The sequence below is a fragment of the Marinobacter sp. genome, assembly GCF_041687235.1.
Taxonomy (GTDB): Bacteria; Pseudomonadota; Gammaproteobacteria; order Pseudomonadales; family Oleiphilaceae; genus Marinobacter.
The window spans coordinates 75801-92784 of sequence record NZ_JAWLCH010000011.1; the positions used below are offsets into that span (position 1 = coordinate 75801).

Genomic DNA, 16984 nt, shown 5'->3' on the forward strand with positions numbered 1-16984 from the left:
TATCAGTCGATTAACACAGGATTACAGCAACTTACAGCTCTGAAACTACCCCATCGGCTACCCCGTCACGATTATGGAACCCGCCCCGGACACCCCGGGATAATGGGCACAGCGTCCAACCAAACGAGGCAAGGCGATGAACCTCATAAACAATCTCTCCATGCGGGGCAAGCTGATCACTTTGGTGATACCGGCCCTACTGGTTATTCTCTTTTTTGCTGTTGAAAGCATTGCTCTTAACTACGGCGAGCTCAGCAACATGCGACAACTCCTCTCGAAGGTCGAATTGGCTGAAGCCGGCGACCCCCTGACCGAAGCCTTGCAGAGGGAACGTGGACGATCCGCTGTGTTTCTCGCCAGCGGGCCCGGAACCGATGCCGCCCGGCAGGCCGAAAGAGATCTTGCGGAACAGCGGCGACAAACCGACACGCGGATTTCAGACTATCAGCGCCGCATCAATGCCCTGATGACAGATGCATCGTTTGACAGGACGGTTGAAACGAGCATTCAGACCGTTCGCCAGGGACTCGACAACATAGACGCCCTGCGCCGCTCGGTTGACAACCGGAGCGACGCCAGCAAGGGCTACACGACGCTGATTACGGGGTTGATAGAGCGCATTGGCCTTATTGTCCGGCGCTCGACCGATCCGGAGTTGACCCGCGAGGTTAACGGTTACTATGCCCTCGCCAAGGTTGCCGAGATGGCCGGCCGCGAAAGAGCCGCGGGCGCCTCCATGATTCGCAGCGGTGACTTCGATCTACCCACCGTGGCCCGAATTGCGGGGCTCGGCGGGCAGCAGGAAGCCTTTCTCAACGAAGCCATAACAATGCTGGCGGCTGACAATGAGATCCGGGCAACCCTGGAAAATGAGAGCGTCAGCGTCGCAAGCCAGGCGCTGGCACAGCGTCGTGAAACACTGTTCAGCAGCCCATCAGGCATGTATGCACTGGACGCTTCTGACTGGTTCACAACCACCACCCAGCGAATCGGCGGCCTCAATCAGGCGAGACAGGATATGTTATCCGACGTGATGAGCCTGGCATCCGACGGCGTTGCCGATGCCCGGAACGACCTGATACTGGCCTCCGGCATATCCGCCGGTGCCGTTCTGGCTGTACTGGTTCTGATGCTTGTGATCATCCGTGCCATCAATCTCCAGGTCGGGCGCCTGCTTGATGGCGTTCGGTTTGCCATGGACAACAAGGACCTGACCCGCGAGATTGAAATCTCCAGCCGTGATGAGGTGGGCACCATTGGCAAGGCCATTAACGAGCTGTTCGGACGCTTTGGCAATGCCCTGCTACACATCGACAAATCCAGCGTCCAGCTGGCCACTGCCACGGAAGAGACCAGCTCTACCGCCGGCCAGAACGCCAGCCAGGTGAAAAACCAGCAACAACAAATTGAGCAGGTGGCCGCGGCCACCGAAGAAATGTCAGCCACCTCCGAGGAAATTTCCCGAAATACCCAGCAGGTAGCCGATGCCGCAAAAAGTGCCATGGAAAAAAGCCGCACCGGTGAGCAGGTACTTCACCATAGTGTGAGCAGTATCCGCACCCTGGCTGACTCGGTTCAGAAGGTTAACAAGGTCATTGAGGAGCTGGAGAGCCGCAGCTCAACCATCGCCGACGTGGTGGACGTCATCCGGAAGGTTGCCGATCAGACCAACCTGCTGGCGCTGAACGCGGCGATTGAGGCCGCCCGCGCCGGCGAGCACGGCCGGGGGTTTGCTGTGGTTGCCGATGAAGTCCGCACCCTGGCGCAGCAGACTCATGAGTCCACTACCCAGATCGAGGACATTATCAACGGGTTCCAGAGCATTACCGACAGTGCCAGCCGCTCGATTGTGGAAAGCCACAAACTGGCGAATGCCACCAGTGAGCAGGCGTCAGAACTGGAGCAGACCTTCGCCGATATCCTGACCGATGTGAACAGCATCGCCGATATGGCCAGCCAGATTGCCACCGCCTCCGAAGAACAGGTGGCGGTTACCCGGGAGCTGGCGGGCAGCATGGAATCAGTCAGTGAAGCGGCGATCCTGACCCTCACCGGCTCCCAGGAAATCACCCAGGTAACCGGCGAGCAGGCACGGCTGGCAAGGGTTCTTCAGGACCTGGCCAATGAGTTCAAGGTGCCGGCGTATAGTTGAATGAAAGAGGGGTCAGAAGAAAGCGTTCTTCTGACCCCGACTTCGCCGCTGCTGTCAGATAATCCGGGAGAACCGCTGGCTGGCGCCTTCTTTGCGATACAGGTCAAAGATCTGGCAGATGGCCCGGATCAGCAGGCGGCCGGCGGGCTGAACCTGAAGGGCGTTGCCATCATCAGCAATCAACTCATCCTGAATCATGGGCTTCAAACGGCTGAGCTCATCGGCAAAATAGCGGTTCAGATCTTCCTGCCAGACATCTGCAAACAGCTGACGGTCCAGCCGGAACTGGCAAATCAGCTGGCCGATCACCCAACGACGGATCCGGTCGTCCCGGGTCAGGTTCACGCCCTTGGTGATGGCCAACTGACCAGCATCAATGGCCGCCTCCCAGGAAGGCAGGTCGTGATTGTTCTGGAAATAGGCATCATCCGTCTGACCGATCGCGGAAACGCCAAGGGAGACCAGATCGCATTCGGAGTGGGTGGTGTAGCCCTGGAAATTGCGGTGCAGACGGCCTTCCCGTTGCGCCACGGCCAGGCTGTCATCCGGCTTGGCGAAGTGGTCCATGCCAATGTATTCGTACCCGGCGTCCAGCAGGCGGTTGATGGTGTTGTGCAGGATGGTCAGCTTCTGCTGTGGACTGGGCAAGGTGTCGCCCTGAATCCGGGTCTGCGGATAGAAACGGTCCGGAAGATGGGCGTAGCTGAACACTGAAAGCCGGTCTGGAGACATCTCGATCACCGCTTCCAGTGTCTCGGCAAAGCTCTCTGGGGTCTGGGACGGCAGGCCGTAGATCAGGTCCAGGTTGATGGATCGGAAGCCGATGCGACGTGCTTCGTTGAGCACGGCTTCGGTCATGGCCCGGGGCTGGATACGGTTCACTGCTTTCTGAACCTCCGGGTTTACATCCTGTACCCCCAGACTGATCCGGTTGAAGCCCAGGTTCCACAGGGTTGGCAGGGTATCCTGATCCACTTCCCGCGGGTCAATTTCCACACTGTAATCCCGCTCATCACCGGTTTGCAGGTTGAACAGCTCCCCGTATCCCGCCATCAGGTGTTCCATCACATCCTTTGGTAGGAACGTGGGCGTGCCCCCGCCCCAATGCAACTGTGTTACCGGCCGGTCGGCCCCGAACAGTTTTGACTGGATGGCCGCTTCCCTGAGCAGACGCTCCACGTAAGGCATCGCCTTGTCACGCTTTTTGGTGATGACCTTGTTGCAGGCGCAGTAGTAGCACAGGTGCGCGCAGAACGGCAGGTGTGTGTACAACGACAGCGGCCGGCCACTGGCCTTGCTGCGGGCCGCGGCTTTGACCATATCCTCGATCGGATAGTTCTGATTGAATTCAATGGCCGTGGGGTAGGAGGTATACCTGGGGCCGCTGAGGTCGTAGCGGCGGATCAGGGCGTCATCCCAGATGAACTCTGGCAGCGTTGAGTCTTGGGCTTTGAGTGCGGGTGTGGAGGTCATAGCAAACTCGGGGTCAGATGAAATCGGGGTCAGATGAAAACTTCATCTGACCCCATGTTCAAGGAAGCTCGCGCATTTTAGGGCAATCCTTTGCGTCCCTTTTTGATTCGGGTCAGGTGACCGATGGTTTCAGTTTACCAGTCCGGTTACTGAACCACCCTTGGGCTCTTGGCGTACTTGGTTTACCCCTTTGTGGGCATAGCCCACAGCTTACTGAATGGAGAATTCCTCACCATGGCCAATCTGATTCTGATCCTCGGCGACCAATTAACGGGAGACATCAGTGCCCTCAAAGACGCCGACAGGGACCGGGATCTGGTGGTGATGGCGGAGGTACATGAAGAGGCCAGCTATACCAACCACCACAAGAAGAAAATCGTGCTGTTGTTCAGCGCCATGCGTCACTTTGCCCGGCAACTGGAGAGCGATGGCTGGCAGGTTCACTACCAGGCCTATCATCCGGACAACCAACACCAGAGCCTTGAAGCAGTGGTTGGCGAACAGGTAAAGCGGATCGGTGCAGAGAAAGTAATCACCACCGAGTGTGGCGAATGGCGACTGCATGAGCAGATCAGTGGCTGGCACGAACGCCTTGGGGTGCCGGTGGAGATCCGGCCGGATACACGGTTTATCGCCACCAAGCAGGAGTTTGCCGACTGGGCCGCGGGCCGCAAGCAGTTGCGGATGGAATTCTTTTACCGGGAGATGCGGCGCAAGACCGGTTTGTTGATGACCCCCGAGGGCGAACCGGAGGGCGGACAGTGGAATTTTGATGCGGACAATCGGAAGAAATGGACCGGCAAGCCGCCGGCCCCGGCGCCGTTCCGGATAGAGCCGGATCCCATTACCCGGGATGTGATCGGCCTGGTGGACGAGCATTTCGGCGATCATTTCGGCACCACCAACGACTTTCATTTTGCGGTAACGGCCGAGGACGCGCAGGCGGCGCTCGAGCACTTTATCGATTTCGCCCTGCCCTGTTTCGGGGATTATCAGGACGCGATCTCGGACAACGAAGACTGGCTGTTTCATTCCATCCTGTCGCCCTATATCAATTCCGGGCTTCTGGATCCGGTAACGGTTTGCGAGGCGGCGGCCCAGGCGTGGTATTCAGGGCGGGCGCCGATCAACGCGGTGGAGGGCTTTGTACGGCAGATCCTTGGATGGCGCGAATTCGTGCGGGGCATTTACTGGATGAACATGCCGGGATATGCCAAAGAAAACCGTCTGGGCAACACCCGCACCCTGCCCTGGTTCTACTGGACCGGGGCCACGAAAATGCGGTGCATGCACAAGGCCATTGATGCCACCCGCCGCAACGCTTACGCCCACCATATCCAGAGGCTGATGGTTACCGGCAACTTCGCGCTGCTGGCGGGCATCAAACCTGAGGAGATCTGCGACTGGTACCTGGCGGTGTACGCCGATGCCTATGACTGGGTGGAACTGCCTAACGTGCTGGGTATGGTGATGCATGCCGATGGTGGCTATCTGGGTTCAAAGCCCTATGCCGCCAGCGGCAAGTACATCCAACGCATGTCCGACCACTGCGCCAACTGCCATTACAAGGTGAATAAAGCCACCGAATCCGACGCCTGCCCGTTCAACGCCCTGTACTGGCATTTTATCGACCGGCACCGGGACGACTTCGCCAACAATCCCCGCATGGGCATGATGTACCGGAACTGGGACAAGCAGAAGCCGGAACGGCGGGATGCGCTGCTCAAGCGCGCCGAACATCTGCTGGCGAACCTGGAGCAGCTCTAGGCAAATCCTCGACGGTAATTCCCGAAATAGGTAGTTGCCAGATTATGTCCTAAAGTTGTGCGGCAAAAGTCGTCCGTTGGTGCTAGCCTGAGATCAGGATTGTCAACAACAAGGATGCGGCCTTCACTATGAACTTCCGACTGGCAGTGGGCCTGGCAGCAATGCTGGCGTCTGCCGTTTGCCAGGCTCAGCCTCCTACACTGAACCTCTACACCTTTGAGAGCCCACCCTATCAGGTGGTCGGCCCGAAACAGGATGGCGTCAGCCAGATTTTCGGCGAAACCACAGAGACCGTGGTTTGTGCCGCAAATCGTGCTGGCTGGTCCACCCGCGTTCGGGTTACGCCCCAGAATCGTGCCATACACTCACTGACGCGCAACATGGTCGACGGCTATTTTGCCATTGATCCCTCAACAGAGCTGGACACCATAGCAGAACGCAGCGATCCGGTGGCTCTGGAGAAGTGGTACTTTTTTACCAGAGGCGATCGGCAGTTTACCGATAACCTGCGGATCGGGGTGGTTGATGGCAGCAATGAAGAGGCCTGGCTGGAAGCCAATGGCTATTCGATTTTCCTGAGCGTAGCCTCACCGTCCCAGCTGCTTGCGCTCCTTGAAAGGGGCCGGATAGATACCGCACTGATGGATGAGCGCGTGATGAACGGTCTGCGCAACGAGAACCAGTCATCCAACATGGAAATCAATGCTCACTTCGTTCGCTACGCTCCGCTTTATCTCTATCTGAACGAATCTTTTGCTTCCGGCCATCCGCAGTTCCTCCCGACTTTCAACCGCGTGCTGACGGACTGCATGGCAGGTCATCTTGCCTTGTCCGAAACAGAAAAACAGCGCATTGGGGACTTGGCAGACCAACTGATCACGGGATTGAACAGCATGCTCCACATCCGTCAGATCATTACTGCGGGGCCCCGACAGGAGAGCTTTACCGATGTAATGACTCAGGACAGCATGTGGCAGGGAATGGCTCCGATTTCTCCGACCCCCCTGGCAGAAAGCATACTCGACCTGCCCGGATCCCATGCTTTACATGGCTGGAAAGTGACGCATAACGGGCTGGTGACCGAGGCCATGATCATGAACAACATGGGCACCCTGGTGGCGATGAGCCAATTGACCTCGGACTACTGGCAGGGAGACGAGCCCAAGTTTCAGAACGTCCTGGATAACACCCGAAGAGGGCTCGGGGGAATGGACGCGCTCTATATTTCACCCATCCGCTATGATGCCTCTACCTCCCGCTTCCAGGTGACGGTGAGTGCCCCGGTGAGCCCCATCAAAGATGGCGCACCCTTCGGAGTCGTTACGCTGGGCCTTGATGCCGAAGAAGCGCTGAGAGCACTTGATAACCCCTGATTTCAGGGCGGACCAACCTCGCAGGCCAACACCAGAGCCCAAAACTCCGAGAAGTCATTCACCACCACATCCGGCTTGTCCGGGTGTTTGTGGGTGCCCGGAAAGATCTTGTTCAGCCACGGCAGGTCCCACTGGGCCCCGTTGAAAAACACCGAGGTCAGGCCCGCACGCTTGGCGGCAATAACATCTGTCGTACTGTCGCCCACATACCAGACGCTCGGGTCCGGCGGATAATCCAGCTTCTGCACCGCCAGTAACAGCTGGTCCGGGTGGGGTTTGCGCAGGGGGGTGTCGTCACCACAGACATCCACATCAAACAGGTGAGTCCAGCCAGTGTCCTCGACAGCCGCCAGTTCATGTTCGAAGAACTCACGGTCCCGGTTGGTAATCACCCCTACCTGAATGCCCAGGCGCCTCAATCCCTCGAGAACCTCGCGCACCTTCGGTTCAAAAGCCTTCACCGTGCCGTAGTGCTTGCGATAATGGTGGTTGAATGCCTGATGGGCAATCTGCTTGGCCTCCTGGTCGTCACCGAACAGCACTTCAAAAATGTCGGTTCGGGAAATCTTCCGGTCTGCCTTCACCTTTGGATGCAGCCTGGCGAATTCGCGCACATAGGCGACCAGTTTGACGTCCTCCGGTGTTTTGCTGTCCTCCGGTGCCACCATCCGGTCCATGAGCTTCAGCTTGTGGAAGTCAGGCAGCATTTCATCCACTGCGTGGTACATGGCGTCCAGGGTATCCACCAGTGTGGCATGCCAATCGAAGAGGATGACCGCGGGCCGGATCAGCCTGACCACCGCGGGGTGCCAGTCCGGCTCAATGCGGGGTTCCGGGCGTTGTGGCGGCGGGAAGGGTCGCGGGCGAACCTCGGCGGGCACCTGCTCAAAGGCGTCAGGCTGGTTCCGCTCAAGCAGGGCCAGAAGATCCATCAGGTCTTCAAAGCTGTCCAGAATCGCCGCTGGCGCATCCCGGTGAGAGAACCAGCTGTCAATCCGGCCGGATTCCCAACAGGCCCCGTTGTAGAACACACCGGACACGCCAGCCCTGTTGGCGGTGAGCATGTCGACGTAGCTGTCTCCCACGTACCAGGCTCGCTCATCGGGCGGCAAATCGAGCTTATCAAGGGCCTTGAGGATTACCTCCGGATCGGGTTTGTACTCGGTTACGTCATCGGCACACACGGTGGCATCAAACAGGTGCTGCCACCGGCCCTCGTCCACCGTGCGTAATTCCCGGTCCAGAAACTCCCGGTTCCGGTTGGTGGATACGGCCAGCCGGATACCCATGGCTTTAAGGGCAGAGAGATACTCATAGGCGCCGGGCTGAAAGGGCTTCACCTGGCCGAAATAACGGCGATAGGCCTCATTGTAGGCCTTGTGGGCAATCAGTTTGGCGTCTTTATCATCGCCGAAAATGGCATTGAAAATATCCGTCCTGGACACCCGGCGCTCAGCCAGAATGCGCGGATGGAGGCGCCGGAAAATCCGGATATAACGCACCAGTCGGGCGTCCTCCGCCGTGCGGCATTTATCCTCAGGCAGCAGTCTGCCCACCAGCCCCAGTTCTTCCAGTTGCGGCAGCATATCTTCCATGGCACTGAACATGGCATCGTGGGTATCGACCAGGGTGCCGTGCCAGTCGAAGATGAGCACTGACGGCGCTGAAAGGGAATCACAGAATCGGGCCATGGACAATCCTTCGCTGTTTCAGCAACGTACAAGGTACATCTTCAGTAAAAACCATTTTATGCTAATGCACAAAAAACCCCACCTGCCTGAGAAAACCTGTCCGGTCTGCCATCGTCCTTTTACCTGGAGGAAGAAGTGGGCGAAAGACTGGGACAACGTCCGCTACTGCAGCGAACGTTGCCGCCGTGCGCGGAGTACCCAGCCATGACAACGGTTGTATGGTTCAAGCGGGATCTGCGTACCCGGGATCACGCCCCTCTGATGGCGGCTGCCAGTCTGGGTGAACCGGTCATACCGCTTTATGTCATCGAAGATGATTACTGGCAACTTCCGGACACCAGCGGTCGGCAGTGGGCGTTTATCAGGGACTCTCTGGACGATCTGGACCGGCAGTTGCGAAAGGCTGGCAGCCAGCTTCTGGTAATGAGAGGGTCTGTGATGGGGGCTTTGAAGCAGCTACAGGCCCGGCAAAACTTCAAACGCGTATTCTGTCACCAGGAAACCGGCGGGCACTGGACATTTGAGCGTGATAAGGCGGTCATTGGCTGGTGCTCGGAGAATCTGGTGGAATTCAGGGAATGGAACCAGTTCGGTGTGGTGCGACGCCTGGCAGACCGGGATGTCTGGGACAAGGCCTGGACCGAGCTGATGCGTCAGCCGTTGCTGGAAGCTCCGGCAAGAATACCGGCAATGAAAGCCATCGAGGGCGGTGTTAGTGGCTACGACAGCCAGGACTTCACACTGCCGGATAGCTGCCCGGACCGCCAGGTTGGCGGCAGCGCGAGAGGCGAAAAACTGCTCGCTTCTTTCCTCGACCGCCGCTGCGTCGGCTACCAGTACAACATTTCCAGCCCGAACACCGCGGTCAGGGCCTGCTCGCGCCTGAGCCCGCATATCGCCTATGGCACCGTCAGCCTGAGGGAGATCTACCAGCAGGCCAAGGCCACCGGCAATCACCGGAATACCCTGCCCCGGAAAAAGAAAAGCCTGACCAGTTTCCGATCCCGATTGCACTGGCACTGCCATTTTATCCAGAAACTGGAGGACGAACCGGAGCTGGAATTCCGGGCGATGCACCGGGCAATGGAGGCGCTAAAAACCGGGCCCAATGATACCGAACGCCTGCAGCGCTGGCAGGAAGGCCAGACCGGCTGGCCCCTGGTGGACGCCAGCATGCGCGCCCTCAACCACACCGGGTGGATCAACTTCCGGATGCGCGCCATGCTGATGGCGATCGCCAGCTACCAGCTGTGGCTGCACTGGCGCGATCCCGCCCTTCACCTGGCCAGGCTGTTTACCGATTTCGAGCCGGGCATTCACTACTCCCAGACCCAGATGCAGTCCGGCCTGACCGGCATCAACGCCCTGCGAATCTACAACCCGGTCTTGCAAAGCCGGAAACTGGACCCCGATGGCGAGTTCATCCGGCGCTGGACACCAGAGCTGGCTGGCGTGCCCAGTGAAATGATCCACACTCCCTGGTTAATGACGCCGACCCAGAAAGAGCGTTACGGCGGCAACACGTACATCTCGCCGGTGTGCGATCATGAACAGGCGGCCCGGGTTGCCCGTAAGGCGGTTGGCGACTTTCGCAAGCAGCAGGTCAGCCAGGACGAGACCCGGCGGGTTCTGGAACGCCATGGCAGCCGAAAAGGACCGCGCCAGGCGAGACCAAAACTTCCGGAAAACCGGGACGATAAAGCCAACCAGCTATCCCTGTTTGACTGACTTCCAGGCCATCGCCGCGAGCACCGTGCCGAGGATCATCGGCCAGGCAAGGCTCCAGGCACTCTCGACCATCGAGGCAGCCCAGGTAATACCGGGTAACGACGGGTGCCAGGGCAACCACCAGAACAGGATCAGGCTGGCAGCGGTGGCCAACCCCCAACCTAGCCACATGCAGGCCGGATTGGCACCCGTCCTGGCAACCTGGCCCTGGGCCCAGAGGAAGCGCCAGATCAGCAGCAGGGTGGCAATGGCCCCTGCGGTCATAAGGGCAGGCAGATAATCCGCCATGAAAAAACCGAAACGTTCGGGCTTGAGCACCTCTTTCATGGCCAGCTTCGCAGCTGCCCCGCTAGTAAACGGTAAGCCCGCCAGTGACAGCCCCGGAAGTGCAATCAGCACCCATAAGCCCCATCGGCCGACTCTGCCGGCAGGTATAGCCATAGCCGTGGACAGAAACAGGCTACCCTTGGCCAGGCCGTGGTGCAGCGCGTAAAGCGCCAGCACCGCAAACATGGCGCCGGCTGCCTCCGCATGGGCCAATGCAGCGCCCACCATCAGGACCATCAGCCCCATCTGGCTGATGCTGGAATAGGCCAGGACGGTTTTCGGGCGTACCTGTCGCACGCCCAGAGCCGCGGCACCTAGCGAACCGATCGCTCCGAGCACCACCAGAATGTTGCCCCAGATCGGGAGCGATACTTCCCCGAAGGGCAGGGTCACCAGCCAGCCCAGCAAGCCTGCCTTGATCATGGCACCGCTGAGCACCGCGCTGGCCGGTGTGGGCGCCACCGGATGAGCAAGAGGCAACCAGAAGTGAAGCAAGGGTAAGCCGGCCTTGACCCCGAACCCGGCGATCAGAAGCAGCATGATCAGCCAGCGCTGTTCTGCGTCAACAAGGGCGGCCGGGATATGCGCCAGCACTGCACTGCCTGACAGTTGGGCCGCCATCAGCAAACCGGTCAGGATGGCCATTTCACCGACCACGGCCATGGCCAGGTAGACCCGACCGGCCCGGTTGGCCTCCTCGGTTCCCTCATGGACCACCAATCCGTAACCGGCAAAGGTCATCAGGGCGAAGAAGCTGTAGAAACTGGCAATGTCTGCGGCAACGCACAGCCCCAGGTTACCGGCCAGGGTCAGCGTCCAGAACACGCAGAACCCGCGCAGTTTCCGGTCCGACAGGTACCCGGCCGCGAACACACCGGCTACCGACCAGAGAAGTGCCGTCAGTATCAGAAAAGACCGCCGGAGCTCATCCAGCCCCCACAAACCACCATTCAGCAGCCAGGGCATTTCAAGCCACCAGCCAGGGTCGGTCAGCAAGGCCAGTACCAGGGCAGGCAGGGGAAGAACCGGCAGGCAGTACCGGTAGATCTTCTGCCACCGGGGATTGAGCGCCAGGAGCAAGACGGCGAATGGCAGCAGAACCGCCAGTAACAGCAGAGCAGAGGACTGCATCATTGCATCACCTCCTGCTCCACGATCAGATTGACCCAGCTCAGCGGACTGAAGGGCATGGACGCGAGCAGCCCGATCACGATCAGTGCCGCTGCCGTAATCAGCGGCGGCCAGAGCAACCAGGCGCTGGTTTCCAGGCGGCCCCACCGGCGTTCATGGGGCCAGGCCTGTTGCTGGCCGGCAAACCATATCCGGTGCAGAATGGGCAGGAAGTACGCCGCATTCAACACACTGCTGACCACAAGCACCGCAACCACCCAATCCATGCCCACGGCCAGGGCGCCGGTGCCCATGGTCCACTTGGTGACGAAACCGGCCAGCGGCGGCGCGCCAATCATGCCAAAGGCACCCAGGGTAAACGCCACGGACGTGCCAGGCATGCGGCGACCGGCTCCATCCAGTTCGTCAATGCGATGAACCCCCAGGGTTTCGGCATAGTTACCGGCACAGAAAAACAGCGTGATTTTCATGATGCCCTGATGCACCAGGTGCACCAGCCCACCCGCCACCCCGACTGGCCCGAACAAACTCACCCCGAGAACGATGTAGGAGACCTGGCTGATGGTTGAAAATGCCAGGCGGCGTTTCAGATCCACCTGATACAATGCGCGGGTCGATCCATAGATGATGGTAATGGCCGCAACCACAGCCAGGCCGGTCAACAGCCCCATCTGGTTCGCGGCCTCCAGCCCGTAGATCTCACACACAACCCGGACAATACCGAAGGCCCCGGCTTTCACCACCGCAACCGCATGCAGCAGCGCACTGACCGGGGCCGGGGCGACCATCGCCTGGGGCAGCCAGCCGTGTAACGGTACCAGGGCAGCCTTCACACCAAGGCCGGCGATCAGAAGCACAAAGACCAGCGTCAAAGGGCCCTGTAAATCCGGCTCCAATCCGGAAAAGTGCCCACCGGGCCGGAACGGCAGGTCACCCACCAGCCCGTGCAACCAGGCGATCGCCAATAGCAGCACTGCCCCGCCTGTCAGGGTGTAGATGATGTAATTCCGACCCGCCCTCAACGCCTGTCGGGTTCCACGATGCACCACCAGGGGGTACGTGGAGAGGGTGAGCATTTCGTAGAACAGAAAGAAAGTGAACAGGTTGCCAGCCAGGGCGATCCCCATGGTGCTGGCGACGCATAGGCTGAAAAAGCCAAAGAACCGGCTACGGTTGGGCGAATCCTCGAGATAGCCTACGGCGTAAATGGTCGTCAGCAGCCAAAGCACTGCCGATAGACCAGCGAACAGCATCGAAAGCGCGTCGGCCCGCAAAACAAACTGGACACCCGGCAACATGGTGAAGGCAAACTCGAAGGACTGGCCCTGGAATATGCCCCAGACCATGATTCCGACCAGTATCAGCTTTACTCCCGCTGCGGCCAGGTTCACGGATGTCCTGAGACGATGCCCCTTCTCAGGCAACGCAAAAATAATCACCGACGCCAACAAGGACGTTAACAGCGCGAACAGGGGTATCAGGGTATTGACCGTCACCCGCCACCCCCTTTTGCAAATGGCAGCACCATGACAGACAGCACAGGCTCAGCCACCAACCCGAGACCGAGAGAGAGCAGGGCCAGGATCATCGGGATAACTTCCAGACTGCGTGCAGGATGAAAAAACTGGTCGGTGTCGGAATTCTCGATAAACGACGCCCGGTACACCCGAAAGACATACGCGGCCGAGAGCAGCCCCCCGCCCAGCAGGACTATCAGCCACCACCACTGGCCGCTCCCCAGACTGGCCTGAAGCAACAACCATTTGGCGGCAAACCCGCCGGTGGGCGGCAGCCCCATCAACGACACGCCAGACAGGCCAAACGAGAACAGGGAAAATGGCAGGAAGCGGCTTACCCCGGCAAGAGCATCCACCCGGTTACTGCCGACCGACATAATCAGGTTGCCGGCGGCCAGGAACATGGCTGCCTTTGCCAGGGCGTGGCTGATCACCTGCAGTGTCATGCCCTGTTGCGCTTGTAGGGCAACCGCTTCCGAGACGCCCCAGGACAGGGGAAAGAGCAGGAACAGGTAGCCGATCTGGGCGACCGAGGAATAGGCCACCACCTGTTTGAGCCTGCTTTGCCGAAAGGCCAGCCAGCTGCCCCACAGAACACCTATGCCGCCCAACGCACCGACCAGTTGAGCCAACTCATAGCTGCCCAGGTGCTCGCCGAACTCCAACCAGAGCCGGGCAGCAATGTAGAAGGATGCCTTGACCACAAGAGCAGACAGCAGCGCGCTGACCGGGGATTTGGCAATACCATGGGCAGGCGGTAACCAGCCATGCAAGGGAAACAGCGCGGTTTTCAGGGCCAGCCCCGCGACCATCAGAACCAGCGCAAAGACCAGACCAGCCTGGCCACTGTCTGCCGGGAGCAACGCGCTGATACCGGCCAGGGAAAGGCTGCCAAATTGACCATAAACCAGAGCAACCCCCAGCAGATAGGCCAGCGAACCCAGAAGTGCCGCCATGAGATATCGAATGGCCGCTCGCAGCGCATCCGCCTGACCGCCCAGGGCCACCAGCCCCACCGCCGAAAGGCTGATCAGTTCAAGGGCGACGTAGAGATTGAACAGATCCCCACCCAGCCAGACCCCGTTCAGGCCAGCCCACAGAAACCAGAACAGGGGCCAGAAATACCGGTGCGAGGTTTTTGTGGGATCAAGGTAGATGCCCGCATGCCAGCCACAGGCACCGCCCACCACGGCAGTCAGCATCACAAAGGTGACCGCCAGACCATCCACCCGTAGCTCAATGCCCAGAGGGGCCGGCCAGCCACCCAGTTGATAGTAGAAGCCGCCCTCGGATGCCACCGCCGCCCAGAGCGCGAAGGACACCAGCGACTGAACCAGGATGCCCAGCCAGCTGATCAGTCGGCTGCGCTCGAACCCGCACAGCAGCGTCAATACGGCCCAGGCAAGGGGCGTAAACAGCAAGCCGGCCATCAGCCCCAGGATCATTCCGCCCTATCCTCCCGGATCTCCGGCTTCAGGGTCGTGAGCCCCGAGAGATGAAAATAGCGGCGAATCAACACCACAGCCAGTGCCGTGGCAGCAATGGCCACAACGATTCCGGTGAGAACCAGCGCCTGGGGCACCGGGTCGGGTTCACCGTGGCGCTGCGCCAGACCCACCAGGGCCAGAAATACACCGGACCCTATCAGGTTGAAAGCCAGCAGCTTACGCAACAGGTGCGCGAGGGTAATGAAACCGAACAGGCCAATTCCACACAGCACAACCCCCGCCAATGCATACAGCAACGAGGCACTCACGGCGACTCGCCCTCCCCGGGCTCTTCGGCCCGGTTGACTGGCGCCGAGACAAACAGCGCCAGCAATACCATGGCGATGGACAGGGTAAGTACCGTTTCAATCAGGACGATCAATTGTTTGGCAACGGCCGGAGGATAGGCGAGAAAAGCTCCGCCCCCTATCGCACTGGCAAGGGCAATCAGAAGAAAGACCGCGAACCCCAGGGCCAGGCCGAGCCGCAGCAGGGTTCCGGGGCGCAGAAAATCCATCGGGATGCCGCCAAGACGCATCATCACGCCCGTGGCTGCAAGCACGGCCCCGGCCTGAAATGCACCGCCGGGCCGGTCTGCCCCGGCCCAGAGGAGGTAACCTGCCAACACCAGCATCAGAGGTACGAACCAGCGTTGAAGGGCATACAGCAGAGTATCCGTAGTTCGCAGTTCCGGGTCCTCGAGGGAAGTCGTTCTGGATACAGAAATTCCGGCGATGCCGGCAATGACCAGCACACCGATCTCCAGCAAGGTGTCGTAGCTCCGGAAATTCAGCAGCACCGCCGTGACCGGGTGCTCCACGCCACTTTTGCCCATACTCTCCGAAAGCAGCCCCGGCAGATCGACCTGCGCTGGTGTTTCAGCAACATCCAGCACCGCCAGCGCAAGCGTAATAACGAAGGCCAGGCAGACTCCGGCCACGGCGCAGGTCCCGACTGATCGCCTCATTCCGACCGCCCGCTTTTGAGGTGACGGGCGGCATCCAGCAACAAAACCCCGGTCAGCCCGGCGCCAATGGCGGCCTCTGCCAGAGCAAGATCCGGCGCCCGCAATCGCACCCAGGCCAGGGCCATCAGCAAACCAAAGGCAATGAAGATCACCACCGCACGAAACAGATCCCGGGACCACAGCGTCGCTACCGCCGTAGCCAGCAGAGCAAATATCAACAGCCCGTCCAGCAGCCATTCAGTCATGTTCCCTGCCTCCTGATCCCGAGTTCTCCGGACCGACACGAACGGCACGGGCTACAAGGTGTGCCGAAGTCGCGCTCGCAGCCAGCGCCACGGCCCAGATCAATACCGTCTTGAGACCGCTTTCCAGCGATGGCGACAGAGGCAGCAGGGCAATCACAATAAAACCGAGGCCCAGGTTGTCTACCTTGGTCAGCGCATGAATACGTGTCAGGGTTTCCGTAAACCGAAACAGCCCGAGAGTTCCGACAGCGAAGAACAGGCAGCCGGTCACCAAAAGGATTATCTGAACAATGAACAAGAGGGTTTCAGCCATCCTCGCCCCCTTGCCTTTCAGAAGCAGAAGGTTGCGAAGAGGGCTGATCGATCCGAACAACCCGGGTCACGAAGGCAACAATGGCTAGTACCGACAGCAACGCCAGGGTCAGTGCTACATCCAGCAGTGCCGGCATCGATTGGGCGTGGGCCATTACCAGCAAAAGCCCCACACCCGTGGTACCGAATAATTGCGAAGCCAGCATTCGGTCGGCGGGGCTCGGGCCTCGCCAGATCCTGATCAGAGCAATGAGCAAAGTCAGTAACAGGAATGCAGCGACTGAATTGAGAACTGGAGTCATCGGCCCGCCCCATCACCGTGAGGCAACGAAAGGCCGAACACCCTTGCCACCTGTCGCTCTGTCGCCCGCACATCCTCGTCGACGGGAGCCGTAGTATCGAGACAGTGAAGTATCAGCTGGTCTCCCTCCAGCAGAACACTGAGGGTACCGGGCATCAGAGAAAGGGTATTGGCAAGGAGCCAGCGGGGGCTGCCCGCGGGCAAGTGCAGGGTTATACGGATTTCACCCGGCTTGACTGGCAGAGCGGGCGACAGCAGCCGACGGGCCACATCGAGCCCGGCGACCACGGAACGGGACAGGAAATAGCCAACGAAGGCCAGGATGCCCAACGGCCTGAGTCGGTAGCTCGAAGGCGGAAACAGCCGAATGGAATACCCGGCGGCCAGAGCTGTGACGATGGCGCCGAAAACCAGGCCGTCAACATCACCAAGGGTCAGAACCCACCAGATCGAAAACAGCGTTATGGCGCGAATCAGAAAAACGAGGACAGGTGACATGGGCACTGGCAATAT

Annotated in this window: 16 protein-coding genes; 5 read left to right on the forward strand and 11 right to left on the reverse strand. The window is 59.6% G+C overall.

What is annotated here, in order from left to right:
- The first annotated feature begins 136 nt into the window (after positions 1-136).
- Entirely contained in the window at positions 137-2152 is a 2016-nt protein-coding gene (locus ACESMK_RS14905) for a methyl-accepting chemotaxis protein (protein ID WP_373000385.1), read from the forward strand.
- Positions 2153-2206: 54 nt separating this feature from the next.
- On the opposite strand, the gene hemN is transcribed toward ACESMK_RS14905, so the two are convergent.
- Complete coding sequence (gene hemN, locus ACESMK_RS14910) at positions 2207-3625, reverse strand: oxygen-independent coproporphyrinogen III oxidase (RefSeq protein ID WP_373000388.1); 1419 nt, start codon at positions 3623-3625, stop codon at positions 2207-2209.
- A gap of 234 nt (positions 3626-3859) precedes the next feature.
- Here hemN and ACESMK_RS14915 point away from each other — a divergent pair, with 234 nt between their 5' ends.
- Together ACESMK_RS14915 and ACESMK_RS14920 are read left to right on the forward strand one after the other, a co-directional pair.
- Positions 3860-5392 carry a cryptochrome/photolyase family protein gene (locus ACESMK_RS14915; protein WP_373000391.1) on the forward strand — a complete coding sequence of 511 codons (1533 nt, stop codon included), beginning with the start codon at positions 3860-3862 and terminating at the stop codon, positions 5390-5392.
- 128 nt (positions 5393-5520) lie between these two features.
- Entirely contained in the window at positions 5521-6765 is a 1245-nt protein-coding gene (locus ACESMK_RS14920) for a substrate-binding periplasmic protein (RefSeq protein WP_373000394.1), read from the forward strand.
- 2 nt (positions 6766-6767) lie between these two features.
- Here ACESMK_RS14920 and ACESMK_RS14925 read toward each other — a convergent pair whose 3' ends face one another.
- On the reverse strand, positions 6768-8456 hold the full coding sequence (locus tag ACESMK_RS14925; RefSeq protein WP_373000397.1) for an HAD family hydrolase: 1689 nt from the start codon (positions 8454-8456) through the stop codon (positions 6768-6770).
- 64 nt (positions 8457-8520) lie between these two features.
- On the opposite strand from ACESMK_RS14925, the gene ACESMK_RS14930 reads away from it, so the two are divergent.
- Both ACESMK_RS14930 and ACESMK_RS14935 read left to right on the forward strand, forming a co-directional pair.
- The gene (locus ACESMK_RS14930) at positions 8521-8664 is read left to right on the forward strand and encodes a DUF2256 domain-containing protein (protein WP_373000511.1); all 144 of its coding nucleotides are present in this window, start codon (positions 8521-8523) and stop codon (positions 8662-8664) included.
- Positions 8661-10184: an FAD-binding domain-containing protein gene (locus tag ACESMK_RS14935; protein ID WP_373000400.1), complete on the forward strand. Its 1524-nt coding sequence runs from the start codon at positions 8661-8663 to the stop codon at positions 10182-10184. Before ACESMK_RS14930 ends, ACESMK_RS14935 begins: the two co-directional genes overlap by 4 nt.
- Here ACESMK_RS14935 and ACESMK_RS14940 read toward each other — a convergent pair.
- The 9 genes from ACESMK_RS14940 to ACESMK_RS14980 are packed head-to-tail and all read right to left on the reverse strand — an operon-like array spanning position 10167 to position 16969.
- On the reverse strand, positions 10167-11645 hold the full coding sequence (locus ACESMK_RS14940) for a complex I subunit 5 family protein (RefSeq protein ID WP_373000403.1): 1479 nt from the start codon (positions 11643-11645) through the stop codon (positions 10167-10169). The two genes, ACESMK_RS14935 and ACESMK_RS14940, sit on opposite strands and share 18 nt — an antisense overlap.
- A complete protein-coding gene (locus ACESMK_RS14945; RefSeq protein WP_373000406.1) occupies positions 11642-13138 on the reverse strand; it encodes a complex I subunit 5 family protein in 1497 nt (498 codons plus the stop codon). The genes ACESMK_RS14940 and ACESMK_RS14945 overlap by 4 nt, the downstream gene beginning before the upstream one ends.
- Complete coding sequence (locus tag ACESMK_RS14950) at positions 13135-14604, reverse strand: complex I subunit 5 family protein (protein ID WP_373000409.1); 1470 nt, start codon at positions 14602-14604, stop codon at positions 13135-13137. Before ACESMK_RS14950 ends, ACESMK_RS14945 begins: the two co-directional genes overlap by 4 nt.
- Positions 14601-14915 (reverse strand): NADH-quinone oxidoreductase subunit K, encoded by a 315-nt coding sequence (locus ACESMK_RS14955; protein WP_373000412.1) that lies wholly within the window; start codon positions 14913-14915, stop codon positions 14601-14603. The genes ACESMK_RS14950 and ACESMK_RS14955 overlap by 4 nt, the downstream gene beginning before the upstream one ends.
- Positions 14912-15613, reverse strand: coding sequence for an MnhB domain-containing protein (locus ACESMK_RS14960; protein WP_373000416.1), 702 nt, complete (start codon positions 15611-15613; stop codon positions 14912-14914). The genes ACESMK_RS14955 and ACESMK_RS14960 overlap by 4 nt, the downstream gene beginning before the upstream one ends.
- Positions 15610-15858, reverse strand: a complete 249-nt coding sequence (locus ACESMK_RS14965) for a Na(+)/H(+) antiporter subunit B (RefSeq protein WP_373000419.1) — start codon at positions 15856-15858, stop codon at positions 15610-15612. Before ACESMK_RS14965 ends, ACESMK_RS14960 begins: the two co-directional genes overlap by 4 nt.
- Positions 15851-16171, reverse strand: coding sequence for a cation:proton antiporter (locus tag ACESMK_RS14970; RefSeq protein ID WP_373000422.1), 321 nt, complete (start codon positions 16169-16171; stop codon positions 15851-15853). Before ACESMK_RS14970 ends, ACESMK_RS14965 begins: the two co-directional genes overlap by 8 nt.
- On the reverse strand, positions 16164-16472 hold the full coding sequence (locus tag ACESMK_RS14975) for a monovalent cation/H+ antiporter complex subunit F (protein WP_373000425.1): 309 nt from the start codon (positions 16470-16472) through the stop codon (positions 16164-16166). The genes ACESMK_RS14970 and ACESMK_RS14975 overlap by 8 nt, the downstream gene beginning before the upstream one ends.
- A complete protein-coding gene (locus tag ACESMK_RS14980; protein ID WP_373000515.1) occupies positions 16469-16969 on the reverse strand; it encodes a Na+/H+ antiporter subunit E in 501 nt (166 codons plus the stop codon). Before ACESMK_RS14980 ends, ACESMK_RS14975 begins: the two co-directional genes overlap by 4 nt.
- Between the last annotated feature and the right edge of the window lie 15 nt (positions 16970-16984).

Bases quoted from the DNA above. Each gene is read 5' to 3' on its own strand.
- ACESMK_RS14965 (WP_373000419.1), bottom strand. From the start codon at position 15,858: ATGACTGAATGGCTGCTGGACGGGCTGTTGATATTTGCTCTGCTGGCT.
- ACESMK_RS14950 (WP_373000409.1), bottom strand. From the start codon at position 14,604: ATGATCCTGGGGCTGATGGCCGGCTTGCTGTTTACGCCCCTTGCCTGG.
- ACESMK_RS14935 (WP_373000400.1), top strand. From the start codon at position 8,661: ATGACAACGGTTGTATGGTTCAAGCGGGATCTGCGTACCCGGGATCAC.
- ACESMK_RS14960 (WP_373000416.1), bottom strand. From the start codon at position 15,613: ATGAGGCGATCAGTCGGGACCTGCGCCGTGGCCGGAGTCTGCCTGGCC.
- ACESMK_RS14915 (WP_373000391.1), top strand. From the start codon at position 3,860: ATGGCCAATCTGATTCTGATCCTCGGCGACCAATTAACGGGAGACATC.
- ACESMK_RS14975 (WP_373000425.1), bottom strand. From the start codon at position 16,472: ATGACTCCAGTTCTCAATTCAGTCGCTGCATTCCTGTTACTGACTTTG.
- ACESMK_RS14970 (WP_373000422.1), bottom strand. From the start codon at position 16,171: ATGGCTGAAACCCTCTTGTTCATTGTTCAGATAATCCTTTTGGTGACC.
- ACESMK_RS14925 (WP_373000397.1), bottom strand. From the start codon at position 8,456: ATGGCCCGATTCTGTGATTCCCTTTCAGCGCCGTCAGTGCTCATCTTC.
- ACESMK_RS14940 (WP_373000403.1), bottom strand. From the start codon at position 11,645: ATGATGCAGTCCTCTGCTCTGCTGTTACTGGCGGTTCTGCTGCCATTC.
- ACESMK_RS14905 (WP_373000385.1), top strand. From the start codon at position 137: ATGAACCTCATAAACAATCTCTCCATGCGGGGCAAGCTGATCACTTTG.
- ACESMK_RS14920 (WP_373000394.1), top strand. From the start codon at position 5,521: ATGAACTTCCGACTGGCAGTGGGCCTGGCAGCAATGCTGGCGTCTGCC.
- ACESMK_RS14930 (WP_373000511.1), top strand. From the start codon at position 8,521: ATGCACAAAAAACCCCACCTGCCTGAGAAAACCTGTCCGGTCTGCCAT.
- ACESMK_RS14980 (WP_373000515.1), bottom strand. From the start codon at position 16,969: ATGTCACCTGTCCTCGTTTTTCTGATTCGCGCCATAACGCTGTTTTCG.
- hemN (WP_373000388.1), bottom strand. From the start codon at position 3,625: ATGACCTCCACACCCGCACTCAAAGCCCAAGACTCAACGCTGCCAGAG.